We start from the raw sequence: 18,684 nt of genomic DNA, 5'->3' as shown, positions 1-18,684 counted from the left end.
GAAACCCTCCGGAGGCGTTAGCCCGTTCCGGCCGGACCTGTGCCGGGCTTTTCTTCGGGAGCTTCCTCCTTCAGCACCTCGTCCAGCCAGCGCAGGTGCGGCTCGGCGGCCTTGCGCGCCTCTTCCTGGGTCTGGCGGTAGCGGGCGACCACCTCCTGGCCCAGCGGGGTCAGGCCGGCGCCGCCGCCTTCCCGCCCGCCGACGCTGGTGCGGATCACCGGCTCGCGGAAGGCGGTGTTCATCGTCTCCACCAGGAACCAGGCGCGGCGGAAGGTCATGTCCAGCGAGCGCGCGGCGGCGGAGATCGAGCCGGTGCGGTCGATGGCCTCCAGCAGGGCGATCTTGCCGGGGCCGATGGCGCCCGACGGGTGCAGGAAGCGGACACGAAGGTCGGCGGGCATGGTGTTCCGTTGCGAATCCGAAAGGGATAGGAACAACCATGTGGGGTCCGCCCCACCGGTTCAAGCGGCAAGTGGGGCGAACCTTTGTCCTGCGCACCTTACCCCGCGATCCTTACTCCGCCCCGGCGGCCTCGGCGAGGCCCAGGAAGGCGGGCAGGTCGTGAGTGATGACATAGGTGGGGATCGGGGCCAGGAAGTCGCGCATGCGGCCCTTTTCCGTGAAGCGCTTGCGGAAGCGGGAGTGGGTGAACAGCGTGCCCAGCTTCGGCACGATGCCGCCGGCGATATAGACGCCGCCGCGCGCGCCCAGCGTCAAAGCGAGGTTGCCGGCGACGGTGCCCAGCATGGCGCAGAACATCTCCACCGTCTCCACGCAATGGGGTTCGCTGCCGGTCAGGGCGTTGTCGGCCACCTGGGCGGGGGTGAGGGCGGCCGGTTCCCGCCCATCCAGGATCGACAGCGCGCCATAGAGGTTGACGAGGCCCGGCCCGGACAGCACCCGCTCGGCCGAGACATGGTCGAAGCTCTTGCGCAGCTGGCCCAGCACGGCGCTCTCGCGGTCGCTGATCGGCGCCATGCTGACATGGCCGCCTTCACCCGACAGCGCGGTCCAGCGGCCGTTGGCGCCCGGCACCAGACCGGACACGCCCAGCCCGCTGCCCGGCCCCAGCACCCCGACCACGGCCCCCGGCTGCGGCGCGCCGTCGCCGATCTGGCGCCGGTCCTCGTCAGCCAGACGCGGCACCGACAGGGCGACGGCGGTGAAGTCGTTGATGACGACCAGCCCGTCCAGCCCCAGGGCGTCGCGCACCCGGTTGACGGAGAACTGCCAGACCAGATTGGTCATGGCGATGTGGTCGCCGGTGACCGGCCCGGCCACCGCGAAGGCGCCGCGCCGCGGCCGGCCGGGAGTGCCGACTGCCGCCAGACCGACCGCCGACAGATAGGCGTTCGTCGCATCCTCGATCGAGGCGTAATCGGCGCAGCGCAGCACGCGGGTGTCGCGCACGATCCGGCCGTCGATCAGGCCGAAGCGGGCATTGGTGCCGCCGATGTCGGCGACAAGGATGGGAGCCGGGGTGGAGGAGAGATCGGCGGCCATGGATCCGGGTCTGCGTTGTTGGTGGGCCGAGCGGATGCTCGTTTGATGGACCGAGCGGATGCTCAGTTGACCGGAAAGTCATACGGTGCCCGGGTCAGCGCGTCCACATAGCTTTCACGCCACCAGCTGATGTCGTGCCGGCGCAGGGTCTGCATCAGGGCGGCGTGGCGTTCCTTGCGCTCGCCCAGCGGCATGGTCAGCGCCCGCTGCAGCGCGTCGCCGACGCCCTCGATGTCGAAGGGGTTGACGATCAGCGCTTCGCCCATCTCGTGGGCGGCGCCGGCGAACTGTGACAGCACCAGCACGCCCGGATTGTCCGCGTCCTGGCAGGCGACATATTCCTTGGCGACCAGATTCATGCCGTCGCGCAGCGGCGTCACCAGCCCGACATTGGCCAGCCGGTAGAAGCCCGCCAGCACGCGCTGGCCGAAGCTGCGGTTCAGGTAGCGGATCGGCTGCCAATCGAACTCGGCGAATCGGCCGTTGATGCGGCCGGCCATCTCCGACAGTTCGCGGCGGATGGCGATGTATTCCGGCACGTCCTCTCGGCTGGGCGGGGCGACCTGCAGGAAGGAGACGCGGTTGCAATGCTCCGGATAGCTTTCCAGAAGCTGTTCGAAGGCGGCGAAGCGCTGCGGCAGGCCCTTCGAATAGTCGAGCCGGTCGACGCCGATGATCAGGCGGCGGCCGACCAGACTTTCGCGCAGCCGTTCGGCCTGCCGCGAGCGGCCGGCGGTGCGGGCCAGGCTTTCCAGCGCCGGGGTGTCGATGCTGATGGGAAAGACCTTCGCCAGCAGGGTGCGGCCGAAGGCGCGGATCATCGCCGTGCCATAGGCGCCGCGCTGCTCCACCGTGCCGTCGGTCTCGGTGCGGATGTAATCGCAGAACCCGCGCATGTCCGTTGCGGTGTGGAAGCCGACCAGATCGTAGGCGCACAGTTCGCGGATCAGGTCGCGGTGGTTGGGCAGGGCGGTCAGCAGTTCCGGCGGCGGGAAGGGCGTGTGCAGGAAGAAGCCCATGCGCTGCGAACAGCCGCGGCGGCGCAGTTCGTCGCCGAAGGGGATGAGGTGATAGTCGTGGACCCAGATCATGTCGTCCGGGCGCAGCAGCGGCTCCAGCTTGTCGGCGAAATAGGCGTTGACCCGCTCGTATCCTTCGCGCGTGCGCCGGTTTACCGAAATCAGCCCCAGCCGGTAATGGAACAGCGGCCATAAGGTCTGGTTGGCGAAGCCGTTGTAATATTCCTCGTGGTCGCGGCGGCCCAGATCCAGCGTGGCATAGGTCAGCTTGCCGGCCTCCGTTCGTGTCGGTTCCGCCTGGGACTCGCCGTCGACGACCTTTCCGCTCCACCCGAACCAGATGCCGCCGGTCTTCTTCAAGGCCGCCAGGATGGCGACGGCGAGACCACCGGCCGCCTGTTTGCCCTCTTCCATCAGGGCCACCCGGTTGGATACGACGACGAGCCTGCTCACGATGTTCTTCTCCTTATTGGCCGCCGGCAGGGCGTTCCGCAGTCCGCGAAGTCCGGCTGTCCTTGTGGACACCCTTTACGGGTCCACTACGAAACGACGATGGGCGGGCTTGGTTCCGAGCGCCGGCCGTCAAGCTCAAGACGCTGGTCCGAAGGTCCGGCGCTCCCTGTCCTTTGGGTCAGATCACTCCACGAAGGGTTATGGTGCGGCGCAGCATGACTTGCTGAGGCGCTATCCGGTTCGCGATACCTCCAACTCCGGTTAACGCAATGTAATGAATAAGAAATTCTTTTTTGGGCTTGAAGCCGGGCGGCGGCACGTTCATATTGTGCAGTGCGGCAACGGTCGCGCCTCGGCGTGGACGTTGGCGTAACGCACTTCTTGGGCGTTTCCTCCCTAGACTGAGGCCGCGGGTCCGCCCGCGGCCCTTTTTTTGTGCCAAAGGCACCCGGAGCCGACGCGACAGCGCGCCGCCCCGGAAGAGGTCGCAGCGGTGCCAAGCCGAAGCTTGGCCCTGCCGTGATAGGGCGAAACTGTGGCAGAGACGGGGCAATGGTCCCTTAAGGGCGTCTCATCCGCGGATCAGCGCGGACCCAGCCCGTGGGGCGGCAGCAGGCCCAGCGTGTCGACCAGTTCCGTCATGTGGCGGGCGAGAACGTCCAGGTAGGGCAGGCGTGTCAGCGCCGCCTCGTCCATGTAGAGGTCGCGGGCGATTTCGATCTGAAGCGTGTGGATGCCCTGGCGCGGCCGGCCGTAATGACGGGTGGTGTAGCCGCCGGCATAGGGATTGTTGCGGCTGACGGCATAGCCCAGCCCGCACAGATACTCCTCCGCCGCGTCGATCACCGCCGGGGCGCAGGCGTTGCCGAAACAGTCGCCCAGCACGATGTCGGGATGGCTGGCGCCGCGCCCGCCGCCCCGTCCGCCGCCCCGTCCGTTGCCCCGCCGTCCATCGGTGGCGGCGCTGGCGGACGGCATGGAATGGCAGTCGATCAGCAGCACGTGGCCGAAGGCGTCGCGGGTTGCGTCCACCAACTGGCGCAGGGCGTTGTGATAGGGGGTGTAGCAGCGGCTGACCCGGTCCAGCGCCTCGGCGAAGCGCAGCTTGCCCTTGTAGATGTCCTCGCCGTTGGCGACCACACGGGCGATGGTGCCCAACCCCGCCGCCACCCGGGGCGAACGGGTGTTGACATAGGCCGGCAGCGGATCGGCGAACATCTCCGGGTCCAGCTCGTAGGCCTCGCGGTTCACGTCCAGATAGGCGCGCGGAAACAGGGCGCGGATCAGCGGCACGCCCAAGCCGGGAGCGAAGGCGAAGATCTCGTCGACGAAGCAGTCCTCCGACTTGCGCAGCGCGCGGGCATCCAGGCGGGATGAGGCGAGAAACGCGGCGGAATAAGCGTTCCCGCTGTGCGGCGACGCCAGCACGAGCGGCAGCCTCTGGCTCTGCGGGGCCAGGATTTCGAAGGCCGGGGCGTTGGGCGGCTGAGCGTCGGCGTCCGGATCGGGGCCGGCGCCGGCGTCGCGCTGCGCGTCGAAGGAGGCGTCCATGGTCGAATGATGTAATGGACACCAGCCGCCGTGTCACGGAACCTCTGTCACGGGATCGGCCGCCGCTCTATCGCCGGCGGATAAAAAAAGCGGGTGGGGCCATGAAAGGGCTTGCGTGTCGGCAAGGAGGTCGGTATACACCCGCCCACGCCGGACGGAACGACGCCAAACGCTCCGCCACCGGCCGCTACAGTGGGCGGTTAGCTCAGCGGGAGAGCACTACGTTGACATCGTAGGGGTCACTGGTTCAATCCCAGTACCGCCCACCATTCTGAAGGGCGCGCACCGGAACGGGTTCGCGGCCTTCTCCATTTTCGGGCTTCCGCGGCTTTTCGATTGTTGCATAGCTGAACTCTGCACATCCGGATCGCGGACTCTCGCCAGATCCTTCCCTGCGCCGTACCATCCGGTCGGCAAACAAAGCATTGGGAGGATCTTCATGCCCGTCCATACCCTGCGCCGCAGCGGCCGGAGCCTTGCCGCCGCGGTCGGCGCGGTTCTGGTCTGTGCCGTCGCCGCCCTGTCGTCCACCGGAGCCGTAGCGCAGACCGCTCCCTCCGCCCAAGCGGCCGCCCAAGCGACCGCTCAGGAGTCGCGGCTGGATGCGGTGATCTCGGCGGGCACGCTGCGCGTCGGCACCACCGGCGACTACAAGCCCTTCACCTACCTGAACCCGCAGACCCAGAAGTTCGAGGGCATGGACATCGACCTCGCCGAAGCCATGGGCAAGGCGCTGGGCGTCAAGGTTGAGTTCGTGAAGACGACGTGGGGCAACCTGCTGCCCGACCTGCTGGCGGACAAGTATGACATTGCCGTCGGCGGTGTCTCCGTGACGCTGGAGCGGCAGAAGAAGGCGCTGTTCTCCGATGCGCTGATGCGCGACGGCAAGACGCCGATCACCCGCTGCGAGAACAAGGACCGCTTCCAGACCGTCGCCGACATCGACAAGCCCGGCGTCCGCCTGATCGTCAACCCCGGCGGCACCAACGAGAAATTCGCCCGCGCCAACATCCACACTGCCCAGATCGAGGTGCATCCGGACAACGTCACCATCTTCGACCAGATCGTCGCCGGCAAGGCCGACCTGATGATCACCGATGCGGTGGAGACCCGGCTTCAGCAGAAGCTGCATCCGGAGCTGTGCGCCGTCCATCCGGACAAGCCCTTCGACTTTTCGGAAAAGGCCTTCCTGCTGCCGCGCGACATCGTGCTGAAGCTGTGGGTCGACCAGTGGCTGCACCAGGCCGTCGCCACCGGCCAGTATCAGGCGGTGTTCGACCGCTGGCTGAAGTAGCGGACGCTTGGGAAGGCCGTCCCGCCGTCCGCAGGCGCGGCGGCATTCCCGTCCGGTCGGACAGCATTCGCAAGTACGGGCAAAGCCGGCGGTTCAGCCGGGAACGTGGCGCAAAAGCATCAAGGGCCCGGCGATTGCTCGCCGAGCCCTTGATCGATTTGGTGGAGCCAAGGAGGATCGAACTCCTGACCTCTACAATGCCATTGTAGCGCTCTCCCAGCTGAGCTATGGCCCCTTTAACTCTGGGGGCCGGTCGTTTCCGTCCGGCCTTGGTGGAGCGGGATAATAGTCAGGCGGTGGAGTGATGCAAGCGGAAAATTCGTCCTTTCGCGCTTTTTTTCACCACCCCGCCGGACCTCCCGCACTCACCGGAAAGCAGTCACCGGAAAGGGCGCCGGTCAGCGCTCCTCCTCGTCCTCGCCTTCGACATCGACGACCTCGTCCATGTCGTCCTCACCCAGTTCCGACGTGTCCTCGATCAGGACGTCGTCCTCATCCTCGGTGGTGTCGTCGGCTTCCTCGATGTCGTCGACGGACATGTCGTCCTCGACGTCCTCCAGCTCGGTGGTCTCGGTCTCAGCCTCGGCCTCTTCCTCGTCCTCCGCCACGGCCACCACCTTCTTGGTGTCGTCGGCCGGGGCCGGACGGGCCTTGCGGGACTTCAGCAGAGCCTCGGGATCGAACTGCGCGCCACAGCTCGGGCAGACCGGCGGGTCCTTGCGCATATCATAGTAACGAGCGCCACAGCTCGGGCAGATGCGCTTGACGCCCCATTCGGGTTTGGCCACGCCACGTCCTCCGTCACAAAAATCAGGGGGTTCTCAAGAGGCGCCCTTTGCCATGCCCTGAGACGCTTGTCAAAAAAAAGATGAAGCGGCCGGGTGATCGCCGCGCCGCAGCGGTAGCGGGAAAGAGGTATCCCGCCCGGGCAGGGGTTGCCTTTACAGGGCGTTAACCATAACTCGCTAGAACCGACCTGCACAGTGTGCAACTCCTCCATTTGGTTTCCTCCTTGAACTCGGGGCCGCCTTCGGGCGGCCTCTTTTCATTTGTGCGCCGCACAAGCTCTGGGGGGACGGAAAGGGGCCCATCCTCTCGCATCGGGGCGGGGGCTGTGATAGGAACGGCGGCCATAACCGCTTCCCGTTCCGATCCGAAGGACCCGTCCCATGACGCACGCAAGGCCGCTGCGCTCCACCACCACCGGCGCGATCCGGGGCAGCATCCGTGTGCCCGGCGACAAATCGATCTCGCATCGGTCGCTGATGCTGGGCGCCATCGCCGTGGGCGAGACGGTGATCCATGGTCTGCTGGAAGGGGAGGACGTCCTGCACACCGCGGCGGCCATGCGCCTGCTGGGGGCTCAGGCGGAGCGTGAAGACAACGGCCAGGGGGCCGGGGTCTGGCGCGTGCGCGGCGTCGGGCTGGGAGCGTTGCAGGAACCGGCGCAGGTTCTGGACATGGGCAACAGCGGCACCGCCGCCCGCCTGCTGATGGGGCTGGTCGCCGGCCATCCGATCACCTGCGTCTTCACCGGCGACGCCTCGCTGAACAAGCGGCCGATGGCCCGCGTCACCAAGCCGCTGGAGGAGATGGGCGCCCGCTTCGTCGGCCGCTCCGGCGGGCGGCTGCCGCTGACCGTGGTCGGCAGCGGCGATCTGGTCCCGATCACCTATCGTCTGCCGGTGGCCTCCGCCCAGGTCAAGTCGGCGATCCTGCTGGCCGGCCTCAACACCGCCGGCGCCACCACGGTGATCGAGGCGGAGCCGACCCGCGACCATACCGAACTGATGCTGCGCCATTTCGGCGCAACCGTGACGACCGAGCGGCTGGAGGACGGCGCGCTGGCCGTCACCGTCATCGGCCAGCCGGAACTGACCGGCCGCACCATCCATGTGCCGGCCGATCCCAGCAGCGCCGCCTTCCCGGCGGTCGCCGCCCTGCTGCGGCCGGGCTCGGAGCTGCTGCTGAACGACGTCGGCATGAACCCACGCCGCACCGGCCTCTACGACACGCTGGTGGAGATGGGCGCCGATATCGCCTTCGAGAACCGCCGCGACGAGGCGGGCGAGCCGGTGGCCGATCTGCGGGTGAGGCATAGCGCCCTGAAGGGCATCGTGGTGCCGGCCGACCGCGCGCCGAGCATGATCGACGAATACCCGGTCCTGGCCGCCGCCGCCGCCTGTGCCGAGGGCACCACGGTGATGCTGGGCCTGAAGGAACTGCGGGTGAAGGAGAGCGACCGCCTCGCCATGGTGGCGGAAGGCCTGACCCGCTGCGGCGTGTCGGTCGAGGTCGGTGCCGACGACAGCCTGACGGTTCACGGCACCGGCAAGCCGCCGAAGGGCGGCGCCACCGTCGCTACCGCCATGGACCACCGCATCGCCATGAGCTTCCTGGTGCTGGGCATGGCGTCGGAAGAGCCGATTTCGGTCGACGACGGCGCCTTCATCGACACCAGCTTCCCCGACTTCGTCGATCTGATGAACGGGCTCGGCGCGAAGATCAGTGAGGCGTGAGGCGATGACGCAGCCGCTTTCCAATCAGGAGACCCCGGCCAGGGCGGTCGTCGTCGCCATCGACGGCCCGGCCGCCAGCGGCAAGGGCACCCTGTCGCAGCGCATCGCCGATGCCTTCGGCTTCGCCCATCTCGACACCGGCGTGCTGTACCGCGCGGTCGGCGTGTCGGTCCTCAGGGCCGGCGGCGATCCGGCCGACAATGCCGCGGCGGCGCGCGCCGCCTATGAGTTGCACCCCGAGCACCCGATCCTGCAGGAGGTGGCCCTGCGCACCGACGAGGCGGCGCAGGCGGCCAGCAAGGTGGCGGCGGTGCCGGAGGTGCGGGCCGCGCTGCTCGACTTCCAGCGGCGCTTCGCCACCCACCCGCCGGGCGGCGCGCCGGGGGCGGTTCTGGACGGGCGCGACATCGGAACGGTGGTCTGTCCCGATGCCCAGGCCAAACTGTTCGTTACCGCTTCGGTGGAGGTCCGGGCCGAACGGCGACTCAAGGAGTTGCAGAGACGGGGGATTCCGGCTATATCCTCCGATGTCCTGGAGGACATGAAGGCTCGTGATGCGCGCGACAGCCAGAGAGCGGTGGCCCCGCTCCGTCCGGCTGTCGACGCTTTTGTGCTTGATACGTCCGCTCTCGATGCCGATCAGGTGTTCTCGATGGCGGTCGCCCACATCGGTTCGAAAACCGGTCTGAAGCCCACGGCCTAAAGCCGCCGCTTCCGACTTCCGTTGACGGGCCGCCGGTGGCGGCGCGGGCGGGTCCGACGCCCTCCATGGAAAACCATCAACCAAGTCGCCGGGCGTGGTGCCCGGCGCGGCGGTTCGGTCGAGGTCCCACCCGTTTTGCCGCGGGAGGGACCGGAACGGGGCCGCTTTCGCGCCACCTTTAGGAGTTTCAATGGCACAGTCACTGGCCCGCACGGTCGAAAAGGAAAGCTTTGCGTCTCTGCTCGAAGAGTCGCTGGGCGCGGCCGAGTCGCTCGAAGGTACGGTCGTCAAGGGACGCGTCGTCGCCGTCGAGAACGACATGGTCACCATCGACGTCGGTCTGAAGTCGGAAGGCCGCGTCGCGCTGAAGGAATTCGCCGTTGCCGGCCAGCCGCCCGAGCTGAAGGCGGGCGACACCGTCGAGGTCTACCTCGAGCGGATGGAAGACAAGAACGGCGAGGCGATGCTGAGCCGTGAGAAGGCGAAGCGCGAAGAGGCCTGGGCCCTGCTGGAGAAGTCGTTCAACGACCAGACCCGCGTCACCGGCGTCATCTTCGGCCGCGTCAAGGGCGGCTTCACGGTCGACCTGTCGGGCGCCGTCGCCTTCCTGCCGGGCAGCCAGGTCGACATCCGTCCGGTCCGCGACATCTCCCCGCTGCTGGGCACCCCGCAGCCGTTCCAGATCCTGAAGATGGACCGCTCGCGCGGCAACATCGTCGTGTCGCGCCGCGCCGTGCTCGAAGAGAGCCGCGCCGAGGCCCGTTCGGAACTGGTGGCCAACCTCAAGGAAGGCCAGATCCTCCAGGGCGTCGTCAAGAACATCACCGACTACGGTGCGTTCGTCGACCTGGGCGGCGTCGATGGCCTGCTGCACGTCACCGACATCGCGTGGCGCCGCATCAACCATCCGTCGGAAGCCCTGCAGATCGGCCAGACCGTCACGGTCCAGGTCATCCGCTTCAACCCGGAAACCCAGCGCATCAGCCTGGGCATGAAGCAGCTCGAAGCCGACCCGTGGGAAGGCGTCGAGGCCAAGTATCCGGTCGGCGCGAAGTTCAAGGGCCGCGTCACCAACATCACCGACTACGGCGCCTTCGTGGAGCTGGAGCCGGGGATCGAGGGCCTGGTCCACGTGTCGGAAATGTCCTGGACCAAGAAGAACGTCCATCCGGGCAAGATCGTGTCGACTTCGCAGGAAGTCGAGGTCATGGTCCTGGACGTCGATCCGCAGAAGCGCCGCATCAGCCTCGGCCTGAAGCAGTGCCTGGACAACCCGTGGGAGACCTTCACCGACAAGTTCGGTCCTGGCACCGAGCTGGAAGGCGAAGTCAAGAACATCACCGAGTTCGGTCTGTTCGTCGGCCTCCCGGGCGACATCGACGGCATGGTCCACATGTCCGATCTCGACTGGAACAAGTCGGGTGAAGAGGCGATCGCCGAGTACAAGAAGGGCGACCGCGTCAAGGTCAAGGTTCTCGACGTCGACGTCGAGAAGGAGCGCATCAGCCTCGGCATCAAGCAGCTGGCCAGCGATCCGTTCGAGTCGGCCACCGCCGGCCTGAAGAAGAACGAGGTCGTGACCTGCACCGTGACGCAGGTGACGGACGGCGGCATCGAAGTGACCGTCGGCGAGGGCTACACCGGCTTCATCCGCAAGTCGGACCTGTCCCGCGACCGTTCCGAACAGCGCCCGGACCGTTTCGCCGTCGGCGAGAAGGTCGATGCCAAGGTCACCCAGATCGACCGCGCTTCCCGCCGCATCTCGCTGTCCATCAAGGCCCGCGAGATGGAGGAAGAGAAGCAGGCGATGGCCGAGTTCGGTTCGTCCGACTCGGGCGCCTCGCTGGGCGACATCCTGGGCGCCGCTCTGAAGCGCAAGCAGCAGAACGACGAGTGATCGCCTGAGGCCATCCTCCTCTTCGGCGATCGGACGGACCTTCGGTCCGCCGAGAGGAGGGGAGGGGGCTCGCGATCTCCCGGAAGTGTAAGAGAAAGGCCGCGTCCCGCTTGGGGCGCGGCCTTTTTTGTTGTGGGTCCCCTCCCTCTCCCGGGGCGGGAGAGGGTGTTTATCACCCGGCTGCCAAGCACCCGCCGCCTACCGCCGCGGCTCCGGGCTGCGGGTCAGCGAGGTGATGCTGTCGTCGTAGCGGAATTCCGGCATGTCGCGGACACTGGCGGCGGTCACCTCGCGCAGACGGATCGCCTCGCTGCCGGTGCGCAGGTCGGCCAGGGTCAGGTCGGCCGCGATGTCCTTGCCGCCGAAGCCCAGAATGCCGCCCGAGTGGATGACGATGTATTGGGCCTCGCCCTTGTCGTCGAGGATCACGTCGGTGACGGTGCCGATCTTCGACCCGTCGGCACCGACGACGTTGCGGTTCATCAACTGGTCGACGCTGGGGCCGGTCTTGCGTTCCACCGCGGCGCCGACGGCCGGAGTCGAGCCGTCGATGATGACCGTCTGTCCAACGGCCCCTTGCGGAGTCGCCATGCCGACCAGCAGTGTCAGCGCAGGCAATGCAAACCACATCTTGTGGGTGATCTTCAGCATGGATGCCTCTCCTCCCCCAGGATCGCGTGGGATCCACCTTGGCTCCATGCGCCTCAACCGGGATCGCATGAAATAGTTGCGGGCGCGCTGCCACTACCCCTCTTCCGTGCCGAACCCCGGGCAAGTCCGCAGCGACTCGGGGTGGGAAAGGCGGGCCTTTTCGAGTCGCCCCTTGGATTCCGGCAGCTTGGTCCGAGTCGCCCCGTGGCGAATCGGTGGTGGGTACAACGGCATATTAGCAACAAGATGTTGATTTTCACCGCAAGGAAGCTCTGGCGGTCGGGCGCATTTTGCGCTCTAATCGGGGAGTGCCGCGGTCATCTCCAGCACCGGCGGCCATTTGAGTGCCGACAGTTGGTGCCTTCCGGCCGCGATGCGGCCCAGCCGCCGCCTCCTCAAAAATTTGCTTGGCGGGCGGGAACAGGATCCCCGGTAACGGGTTGAACACCACAAGATCAAGGTTTTGAGGGGTTCGGTCATGTCAACCACAATATCTAGCAGAGTGGGGCTTGCTTGGCCCCGTCGCGCTGGCTAGGATGCGGCCCACGTGACCCGGCCGGCCTCAAGCGGCGGCCCCGGTCCCGGCAGCACAGCGGCGACGGCGGACAGTCGGGCAAGAGGCCCCTGTTTGTACGGCGCCATCTGCGTTGCCGGGCCGGACGGCGGATAGAACCGCCGGCCGCTTTCATCGGGACGGGTCGCACCATATTTCCATTCGAGCCCGCCGCGGCGTGCTCCAAGCAGGGGACAGTCTCATCATGCGGATCGAGCGTCGTTTCACGCACGAAGGTCAGGACGCCTACGCCAGCCTCGGTTTCCGCCAGGCGACCAGCGAGATCCGCAACCCGGATGGAACGATCGTCTTCCAGCAGACCGGCATCGAGGTGCCGGACAACTTCTCGCAGGTCGCCAGCGACATCCTGGCCCAGAAGTATTTCCGCAAGGCCGGCGTCCCCGCCGCCCTGCGTGCGGTGGAAGAGAACACCGTCCCGTCCTGGCTGTGGCGCAAGGAAGCCGACCAGGAAAAGCTGGCCGCGCTGCCGAAGGAAAAGCGCTTCGTCGGTGAGCATTCGGCCAAGCAGGTGTTCGACCGTCTGGCCGGCACCTGGACCTATTGGGGCTGGAAGGGCGGCTATTTCGACACCGAAGCCGACGCCCGCACCTTCTTCGACGAGATGCGCTTCATGCTGGCCGCCCAGATGGCGGCCCCGAACAGCCCGCAGTGGTTCAACACCGGCCTGCACTGGGCCTATGGCATCGACGGCCCGAGCCAGGGCCACTTCTACGTCGATTTCAAGACCGGCCTGCTGACCTCCTCCGCCTCGGCCTACGAGCACCCGCAGCCGCACGCCTGCTTCATCCAGTCCGTCGCCGACGACCTCGTCAACGAGGGCGGCATCATGGACCTGTGGGTGCGTGAGGCCCGCCTGTTCAAGTACGGTTCGGGCACCGGCTCCAACTTCTCCAAGCTGCGCGGCGAGGGCGAGAAGCTGGCCGGTGGCGGCAAGTCGTCGGGCCTGATGAGCTTCCTGAAGATCGGCGACCGCGCGGCCGGCGCCATCAAGTCGGGCGGCACCACCCGCCGTGCGGCCAAGATGGTCACGGTGGACATGGACCATCCGGACATCGAAGGCTACATCGACTGGAAGGTGAACGAGGAGCAGAAGGTCGCGGCGCTGGTGACCGGCTCCAAGATCTGCCAGAAGCACCTGACGGCGGTGATGGTCGCCGCCCAGTCGGGCTTGGACCCGAAGGAGAACAAGGAACTCAAGAAGGCGATCCTCGCCGCCCGCAAGGATCAGGTGTCTGAGAACTACATCCAGCGCGTGATCCAGTTCGCCGGCCAGGGTTTCACCTCGATCGAGTTCAAGACCTACAACACCGACTGGGATTCGGAAGCCTACCTGACGGTTTCGGGCCAGAACTCCAACAACTCGGTGCGCGTTTCCAACGAGTTCGTGCAGGCGGTTCTGGACGATGCCGACTGGAATCTGATCGGCCGCACCAACGGCAAGGTGGTGAAGACCGTCCGCGCCCGCGACCTGTGGGACAAGGTCGGCTATGCCGCCTGGGCCTGCGCCGATCCGGGCGTGCAGTTCGACAGCACCATCAACGAGTGGCACACCTGCCCGGCCTCGGGGCGCATCAACGCCTCGAACCCGTGCTCGGAGTACATGTTCCTCGATGACACCGCCTGCAATCTGGCGTCGCTGAACCTGATGTCGTTCCGTCTGAAGGACGGCTCCTTCGACGTCGAGGCGTTCGAGCATGCCTGCCGGCTGTGGACCATCGTGCTGGAAATCTCCGTGCTGATGGCGCAGTTCCCGTCGAAGGAAATCGCCCAGCTCTCCTACGAGTTCCGCACGCTGGGTCTGGGCTTCGCCAACCTCGGCGGCCTGCTGATGGCGTCGGGCCTGTCCTACGACTCGGACGAGGGCCGCGCCTACTGCGCTGGCATCTCCGCCGTCATGACCGGTGTCGCCTATGCCACCTCGGCCGAGATGGCGCAGGAACTGGGCACCTTCCCGGGTTTCGAGGCCAACCGCGACCACATGCTGCGGGTCATCCGCAACCATCGCCGCGCCGCCAACGGCGAGATGAACGGTTATGAGGGGCTGGCGGTCGAGCCGGTGCCCTTCGTCGCCGACCTCTGCCCGGACCAGGAGCTGGCTCTTGCCGCCGTCCGCGTGTGGGACGAGGCGCTGGAACTGGGCGAGGCCCACGGCTACCGCAACGCCCAGGCCACCGTGGTCGCCCCGACCGGCACCATCGGTCTGGTGATGGACTGCGACACCACCGGCATCGAGCCCGACTTCGCCCTGGTCAAGTTCAAGAAGCTGGCCGGCGGCGGCTACTTCAAGATCGTCAACCGGCTGGTGCCGGAGGCGCTGAAGACGCTCGGCTATACCCCGGACCAGATCGAAGAGATCGCGCTCTACGCCGTCGGCCACGGCACGCTGAAGAACGCCCCGGGCGTGAACCACGAGGCGCTGAAGGCCAAGGGCTTCACCGACGAGCTGCTGGAGCGTCTGGAAGGCAACCTCGCCACCGCCTTCGACATCAAGTTCGTCTTCAACCGCTGGACCATCGGCGCCGACTTCTGCACCCAGACGCTGGGCATTCCGGCCGAGACGCTGGACGCCCCGGGCTTCGACCTGCTGAGCCACATCGGCTTCACCAAGGCGCAGATCGAGGCGGCCAACACCTTCTGCTGCGGCGCCATGACGCTGGAAGGCGCCCCCTTCCTGAAGGACGAGCATCTGTCGGTGTTCGACTGCGCCAACCCCTGCGGCCGCATCGGCAAGCGCTTCCTGTCCTGGGAATCGCACATCACGATGATGGCGGCGGCGCAGCCCTTCATCTCCGGCGCCATCTCCAAGACCATCAACATGCCGAACACGGCGACGGTCGACGAGTGCAAGGACGCTTACCTGATGTCCTGGCGCCTGGGCCTGAAGGCGAACGCGCTGTACCGCGACGGCTCCAAGCTGAGCCAGCCGCTGCAGGCCGCCCTGCTCGACGACGAGGAGGATGGCGAGGCGGTCGAGGCGATGATCGAGGCGCCGGCCGCCGTCCGCGCCCAGATGGTCACCGAGCGGATCGTCGAGAAGGTGATCGAGCGGGTGGTGGAGCGGAAGAGCAGCTCGCGTGAGCGTCTGCCGCACCGCCGCAAGGGCTACACCCAGAAGGCCAATGTCGGCGGCCACAAGGTGTACCTGCGCACCGGCGAGTATGAGGACGGCCGCCTGGGCGAGATCTTCATCGACATGCACAAGGAAGGCGCCGCCTTCCGGTCGCTGATGAACAACTTCGCCATCGCGGTGTCGATCGGCCTGCAATATGGCGTGCCGCTGGAGGAGTTCGTGGAGGCCTTCACCTTCACGCGCTTCGAGCCGTCGGGCATGGTGACCGGCAACGACACCATCAAGATGGCGACCTCGGTCATCGACTACATCTTCCGCGAGATCGCCATCTCCTACCTGAACCGCACCGATCTGGCGCATGCCACGCCGGAGGATCTGGTGCCCTTCACGGTGGGCAGCGGCGACAAGCAGGGCGACCTGCCGGATACCCAGGTGCAGCCGTCGGACATCGTCCGCCGCATCGCGTCGACCGGCTATGTCCGCAACAACCTGCGCGTCCTGCATGGTGGCCAGACCCAGCGCGCCAGCGCCGCGGCGGCCTTCGCCGCCACCGGCACCGACACGGCGGCCGTGAGCGTCACCGCGTCGGCCGGCACCCAGGCTTCCGCCCAGGCTGCCATGGCGGCCAGCCCGGCGGTCGCCGCCGCCACCGCCCAGGGCCATGTCGCTGCCACCGCTGCCACCGGCACGGCCTATGGCGGCAGCACCAGCGACCAGCGCTTCGACCGCATCCGCGAGGCCCGCGCCCGCGGTTACGAGGGCGATCCCTGCGGCGAATGCGGCAACATGACCCTGGTCCGCAACGGCACCTGCCTGAAGTGCGACAGCTGCGGGTCGACCACCGGCTGCAGCTGATCCTCCAGGGAGCGCTCCTCCGGGAGACTAGCCGGACGATGAACGATGAAGGGGAGGGAGCGGGAAACCGCTTCCTCCCTTTTGCTTGTGTACGAACAAAATCGCCGCGCGCTGTTTGGAACCATTCTCGTGTGGATGCAACAGGATGGCCGGATGATGAGGGGCCTTGACCGCGCCGCGTGTGTTCATGTTAGCTGACTCCCCCGGGGCGCCGGTGCGGCGTTCCCGAAGCATGTCCGGAGGGATCAGGGGTCATGGATTCGGCCGGGACCGCGCTGGACGACCGCCTGCCGTCCGATCGCCTGTTGCGGGTGACTGCTGCGCAATGGAGCGCGGCCTTGGTCTGGACATCGGCCGACGGCACCATCGTCGGCGCCAATCCCGGTTTCGCCCGGCTGGCCGGCGCCCCTCTGGATGCGCTGATCGGCCGTCCGCTGCCCGGCCTGCTCGATTTCGGTGGCCGTGACTGGCAGGCGGTGTGGGATAGGGCGCAGGAAAACGACCATCCACCGCCCGGCACCGCTGCCTTGCGCGTTCCTCGCCGCGATCCGGTTCCGGTCGATCTGCACTGGCAGCATCTGACCGACGGCGACGACGTCCTGCTTCTGTGCGAGATGCGCGATTTCGACGAGCGCGAACGGGCGGAGGCGGTGGCACGCCTGCAACAGAATGTCCTGGAACTGGTGGCTGCCGGCCGGTCGCTGAAGCAGGTCTTGGATTTCCTCTGCCGGCAGGTGGAGGCCTGCGCGCCGGAGGTCGCCTGTTCGGTGATGCTGCGTGACGACGAGAACCGCATGCGGGTCGCCGCCGCCCCATCGCTGCCCGTCGTCTATGCCAATGCCATCGACGGGCTGGCCATCGGTCCCGACGTCGGCTGCTGCGGCAGCGCGATGAGCCGGGGCGAGGCGGTGATGTCCGTCGACATCGCCGAAGACCCGCGCTGGGCACCTTATCGCGAGGTGCCGCTGGCCCATGGGCTGGCCGCCTGCTGGTCCAACCCGATCAAGGGGCGGGACGCCCGCATGCTGGGCAGCTTCGCGCTCTATTACCGCGAGCGCCGCCCTGCAGCCCCCTTTCACCGCCGGTTGGTGGAGGCCTGCGTGCATCTGTGTGCGCTCGCCATCGAACATGACCGGGCGCGGGCGGAGATCAACCGGCTGGCCTATTTCGACACGCTGACCGGGCTGCCCAACCGCCAGCTCCTGGCCGACCGCGCCACTGCGGCGCTGGCGCTGGCCGGACGCACGCGGCAGCCGGTGACGCTGATGTTCCTGGACATCGACCGCTTCAAGACCGTCAACGATTCGCTGGGCCATGCGGTCGGCGACCGTCTGCTGGTGGAGGTGGCGACCCGGCTGGAGCGACTGTTCATCGAGGGCGACACTCTGGCCAGGCTGGGCGGGGACGAGTTCGTAGCATTGCTGCCGGGCTGCGACGCCGCCCATGCGTCCCTGCTGGCCGAACGGGTGCTGGCCACCCTGTCGGTGCCGCTGACGGTCGCCGATCTGACGCTGACCCCGACCGCCAGCATCGGCATCGCCGTGCATCCCGACGACGGCATGGATTTCGACACGCTGCTGCGCCAAGCCGACGCGGCGATGTACCGGGCCAAGCAGGCCGGCCGCAACCGCTGTCATTTCTTCCGCCGCGACATGAACGAACAGGCGGTGCGCCGGCTGGAGATGGAGGCGGCGCTGCGCGAGGCGCTGGACCGCCAGGAGGCCGGATGCCCGGATGACGAGGCACCGTTCGAGCTGCATTACCAGCCCCAGGTCCGGCTGAAGCCGCATTGCCTGCATCGGGTGGAGGCGCTGATCCGCTGGACCCACCCACGCTGGGGCGCGGTGTCGCCGGTGGAGTTCGTGCCGCTGGCCGAGGAATGCGGGCTGATCGACCGGCTGGACAGCTGGGTGTTGCAGACTTCGGTGGCGCAGCTCGGCCGCTGGCGCGCGGCGGGGGTGCCGGTGCCGGGGCTGGCGGTGAACGTCTCCGCCGTCCGCTTCGCCCGCGGCGACCTGCCGGATCAGGTCCGTGCCGCGCTGGCCGCCAACGGCATCCCGGCCAACGACCTGACGCTGGAGATCACCGAGCGGCTGATGATGACGGAGGAGGTCGGCGTCCATGACGCGCTGGATGCCCTGCATGCGCTGGGCGTCACCCTGTCGATCGACGATTTCGGCACCGGCTACTCGTCCTTGAGCTACCTGAAGCGCTTCCCCGTCGGCGAACTGAAGATCGACCGCAGCTTCGTCAAGGAACTGGACATCGACGCCGCCAACCGGCCGCTGGTGCGCGCCATCATCCAGATCGGCGAGGCGCTGGGCCTGACCGTCGTCGCGGAGGGGGTGGAGCGCGAGGCCCAGCACCTCATGCTGGAGGCGGAAGGCTGCGCCATCGGCCAGGGATACCGCTTCGCCCGGCCGATGCCGGCGGCGGCGCTGGCTGACTGGCTGAGGGGGGAGGGCAAGCACTGGGTCGAATGTCCAGCCGACGCCTGCTTCAGCATCTGAAACATTTGCAGTGGAAATGGTCCCGTTTTTCTTTGGATTTACGGGGTACTTCGACCGCATTTCACCATTCGAATCGGTGCTTATG

At 67.2% G+C, this 18,684-nt stretch carries 12 protein-coding genes and 2 tRNA genes; 7 read left to right on the top strand and 7 right to left on the bottom strand.

The features are described 5' to 3' along the window. Positions 1–17: 17 nt before the first annotated feature. The 4 genes from ACCD06_RS15375 to ACCD06_RS15360 all read right to left on the bottom strand — a co-directional run bounded on the left by ACCD06_RS15375 (position 18) and on the right by ACCD06_RS15360 (position 4,526). Entirely contained in the window at positions 18–401 is a 384-nt protein-coding gene (locus ACCD06_RS15375; protein WP_136704632.1) for a winged helix-turn-helix domain-containing protein, read from the bottom strand. A 112-nt stretch (positions 402–513) separates the two neighbouring features. Further along, positions 514–1,503 carry a glucokinase gene (locus ACCD06_RS15370; RefSeq protein ID WP_413341620.1) on the bottom strand — a complete coding sequence of 330 codons (990 nt, stop codon included), beginning with the start codon at positions 1,501–1,503 and terminating at the stop codon, positions 514–516. Between the two features lie 62 nt (positions 1,504–1,565). After that, positions 1,566–2,975, bottom strand: a complete 1,410-nt coding sequence (gene otsA / locus ACCD06_RS15365; protein WP_109073325.1) for an alpha,alpha-trehalose-phosphate synthase (UDP-forming) — start codon at positions 2,973–2,975, stop codon at positions 1,566–1,568. A 582-nt stretch (positions 2,976–3,557) separates the two neighbouring features. Then, positions 3,558–4,526: an N-formylglutamate amidohydrolase gene (locus ACCD06_RS15360; RefSeq protein ID WP_136704631.1), complete on the bottom strand. Its 969-nt coding sequence runs from the start codon at positions 4,524–4,526 to the stop codon at positions 3,558–3,560. Positions 4,527–4,720: 194 nt separating this feature from the next. Between ACCD06_RS15360 and ACCD06_RS15355 the strand changes: the two genes are divergently transcribed. Together ACCD06_RS15355 and ACCD06_RS15350 are read left to right on the top strand one after the other, a co-directional pair. Beyond that, positions 4,721–4,795: transfer RNA gene (locus tag ACCD06_RS15355), tRNA-Val, on the top strand. 170 nt (positions 4,796–4,965) lie between these two features. After that, a complete protein-coding gene (locus ACCD06_RS15350) occupies positions 4,966–5,820 on the top strand; it encodes a transporter substrate-binding domain-containing protein (RefSeq protein WP_413341617.1) in 855 nt (284 codons plus the stop codon). A 159-nt stretch (positions 5,821–5,979) separates the two neighbouring features. On the opposite strand, the gene ACCD06_RS15345 is transcribed toward ACCD06_RS15350, so the two are convergent. After that, positions 5,980–6,055: transfer RNA gene (locus tag ACCD06_RS15345), tRNA-Ala, on the bottom strand. 163 nt (positions 6,056–6,218) lie between these two features. Next, positions 6,219–6,608, bottom strand: a complete 390-nt coding sequence (locus ACCD06_RS15340; RefSeq protein ID WP_109073328.1) for a TIGR02300 family protein — start codon at positions 6,606–6,608, stop codon at positions 6,219–6,221. 381 nt (positions 6,609–6,989) lie between these two features. Between ACCD06_RS15340 and aroA the strand changes: the two genes are divergently transcribed. From aroA to rpsA, 3 genes are all read left to right on the top strand, one after another. Next, positions 6,990–8,339: a 3-phosphoshikimate 1-carboxyvinyltransferase gene (aroA, locus tag ACCD06_RS15335; RefSeq protein ID WP_413341615.1), complete on the top strand. Its 1,350-nt coding sequence runs from the start codon at positions 6,990–6,992 to the stop codon at positions 8,337–8,339. 4 nt (positions 8,340–8,343) lie between these two features. After that, positions 8,344–9,042 (top strand): (d)CMP kinase, encoded by a 699-nt coding sequence (cmk, locus tag ACCD06_RS15330; protein ID WP_413341613.1) that lies wholly within the window; start codon positions 8,344–8,346, stop codon positions 9,040–9,042. Positions 9,043–9,232: 190 nt separating this feature from the next. Beyond that, a complete protein-coding gene (gene rpsA / locus ACCD06_RS15325) occupies positions 9,233–10,939 on the top strand; it encodes a 30S ribosomal protein S1 (protein WP_042694362.1) in 1,707 nt (568 codons plus the stop codon). Between the two features lie 198 nt (positions 10,940–11,137). Here rpsA and ACCD06_RS15320 read toward each other — a convergent pair whose 3' ends face one another. Then, positions 11,138–11,590 (bottom strand): PRC-barrel domain-containing protein, encoded by a 453-nt coding sequence (locus ACCD06_RS15320; protein ID WP_109073331.1) that lies wholly within the window; start codon positions 11,588–11,590, stop codon positions 11,138–11,140. Between the two features lie 758 nt (positions 11,591–12,348). On the opposite strand from ACCD06_RS15320, the gene ACCD06_RS15315 reads away from it, so the two are divergent. Together ACCD06_RS15315 and ACCD06_RS15310 are read left to right on the top strand one after the other, a co-directional pair. After that, positions 12,349–16,089: a vitamin B12-dependent ribonucleotide reductase gene (locus tag ACCD06_RS15315; RefSeq protein ID WP_413341610.1), complete on the top strand. Its 3,741-nt coding sequence runs from the start codon at positions 12,349–12,351 to the stop codon at positions 16,087–16,089. Positions 16,090–16,343: 254 nt separating this feature from the next. Next, complete coding sequence (locus tag ACCD06_RS15310; RefSeq protein ID WP_413341608.1) at positions 16,344–18,599, top strand: putative bifunctional diguanylate cyclase/phosphodiesterase; 2,256 nt, start codon at positions 16,344–16,346, stop codon at positions 18,597–18,599. The last annotated feature ends 85 nt before the right edge of the window (positions 18,600–18,684 follow it).

The sequence above is a fragment of the Azospirillum sp. CT11-132 genome (genome assembly GCF_047302835.1).
GTDB lineage: Bacteria > Pseudomonadota > Alphaproteobacteria > Azospirillales > Azospirillaceae > Azospirillum.
The sequence above is the reverse complement of the archived record's forward strand: the minus strand, read 5'-3'. Positions and strand labels throughout refer to the sequence as shown.

Coding starts and splice junctions, on each gene's coding strand:
- ACCD06_RS15315 (WP_413341610.1), top strand. CDS start 12,349: ATGCGGATCGAGCGTCGTTTCACGCACGAAGGTCAGGACGCCTACGCC.
- ACCD06_RS15360 (WP_136704631.1), bottom strand. CDS start 4,526: ATGGACGCCTCCTTCGACGCGCAGCGCGACGCCGGCGCCGGCCCCGAT.
- cmk (WP_413341613.1), top strand. CDS start 8,344: ATGACGCAGCCGCTTTCCAATCAGGAGACCCCGGCCAGGGCGGTCGTC.
- ACCD06_RS15370 (WP_413341620.1), bottom strand. CDS start 1,503: ATGGCCGCCGATCTCTCCTCCACCCCGGCTCCCATCCTTGTCGCCGAC.
- ACCD06_RS15375 (WP_136704632.1), bottom strand. CDS start 401: ATGCCCGCCGACCTTCGTGTCCGCTTCCTGCACCCGTCGGGCGCCATC.
- aroA (WP_413341615.1), top strand. CDS start 6,990: ATGACGCACGCAAGGCCGCTGCGCTCCACCACCACCGGCGCGATCCGG.
- ACCD06_RS15320 (WP_109073331.1), bottom strand. CDS start 11,590: ATGCTGAAGATCACCCACAAGATGTGGTTTGCATTGCCTGCGCTGACA.
- ACCD06_RS15350 (WP_413341617.1), top strand. CDS start 4,966: ATGCCCGTCCATACCCTGCGCCGCAGCGGCCGGAGCCTTGCCGCCGCG.
- ACCD06_RS15310 (WP_413341608.1), top strand. CDS start 16,344: ATGGATTCGGCCGGGACCGCGCTGGACGACCGCCTGCCGTCCGATCGC.
- rpsA (WP_042694362.1), top strand. CDS start 9,233: ATGGCACAGTCACTGGCCCGCACGGTCGAAAAGGAAAGCTTTGCGTCT.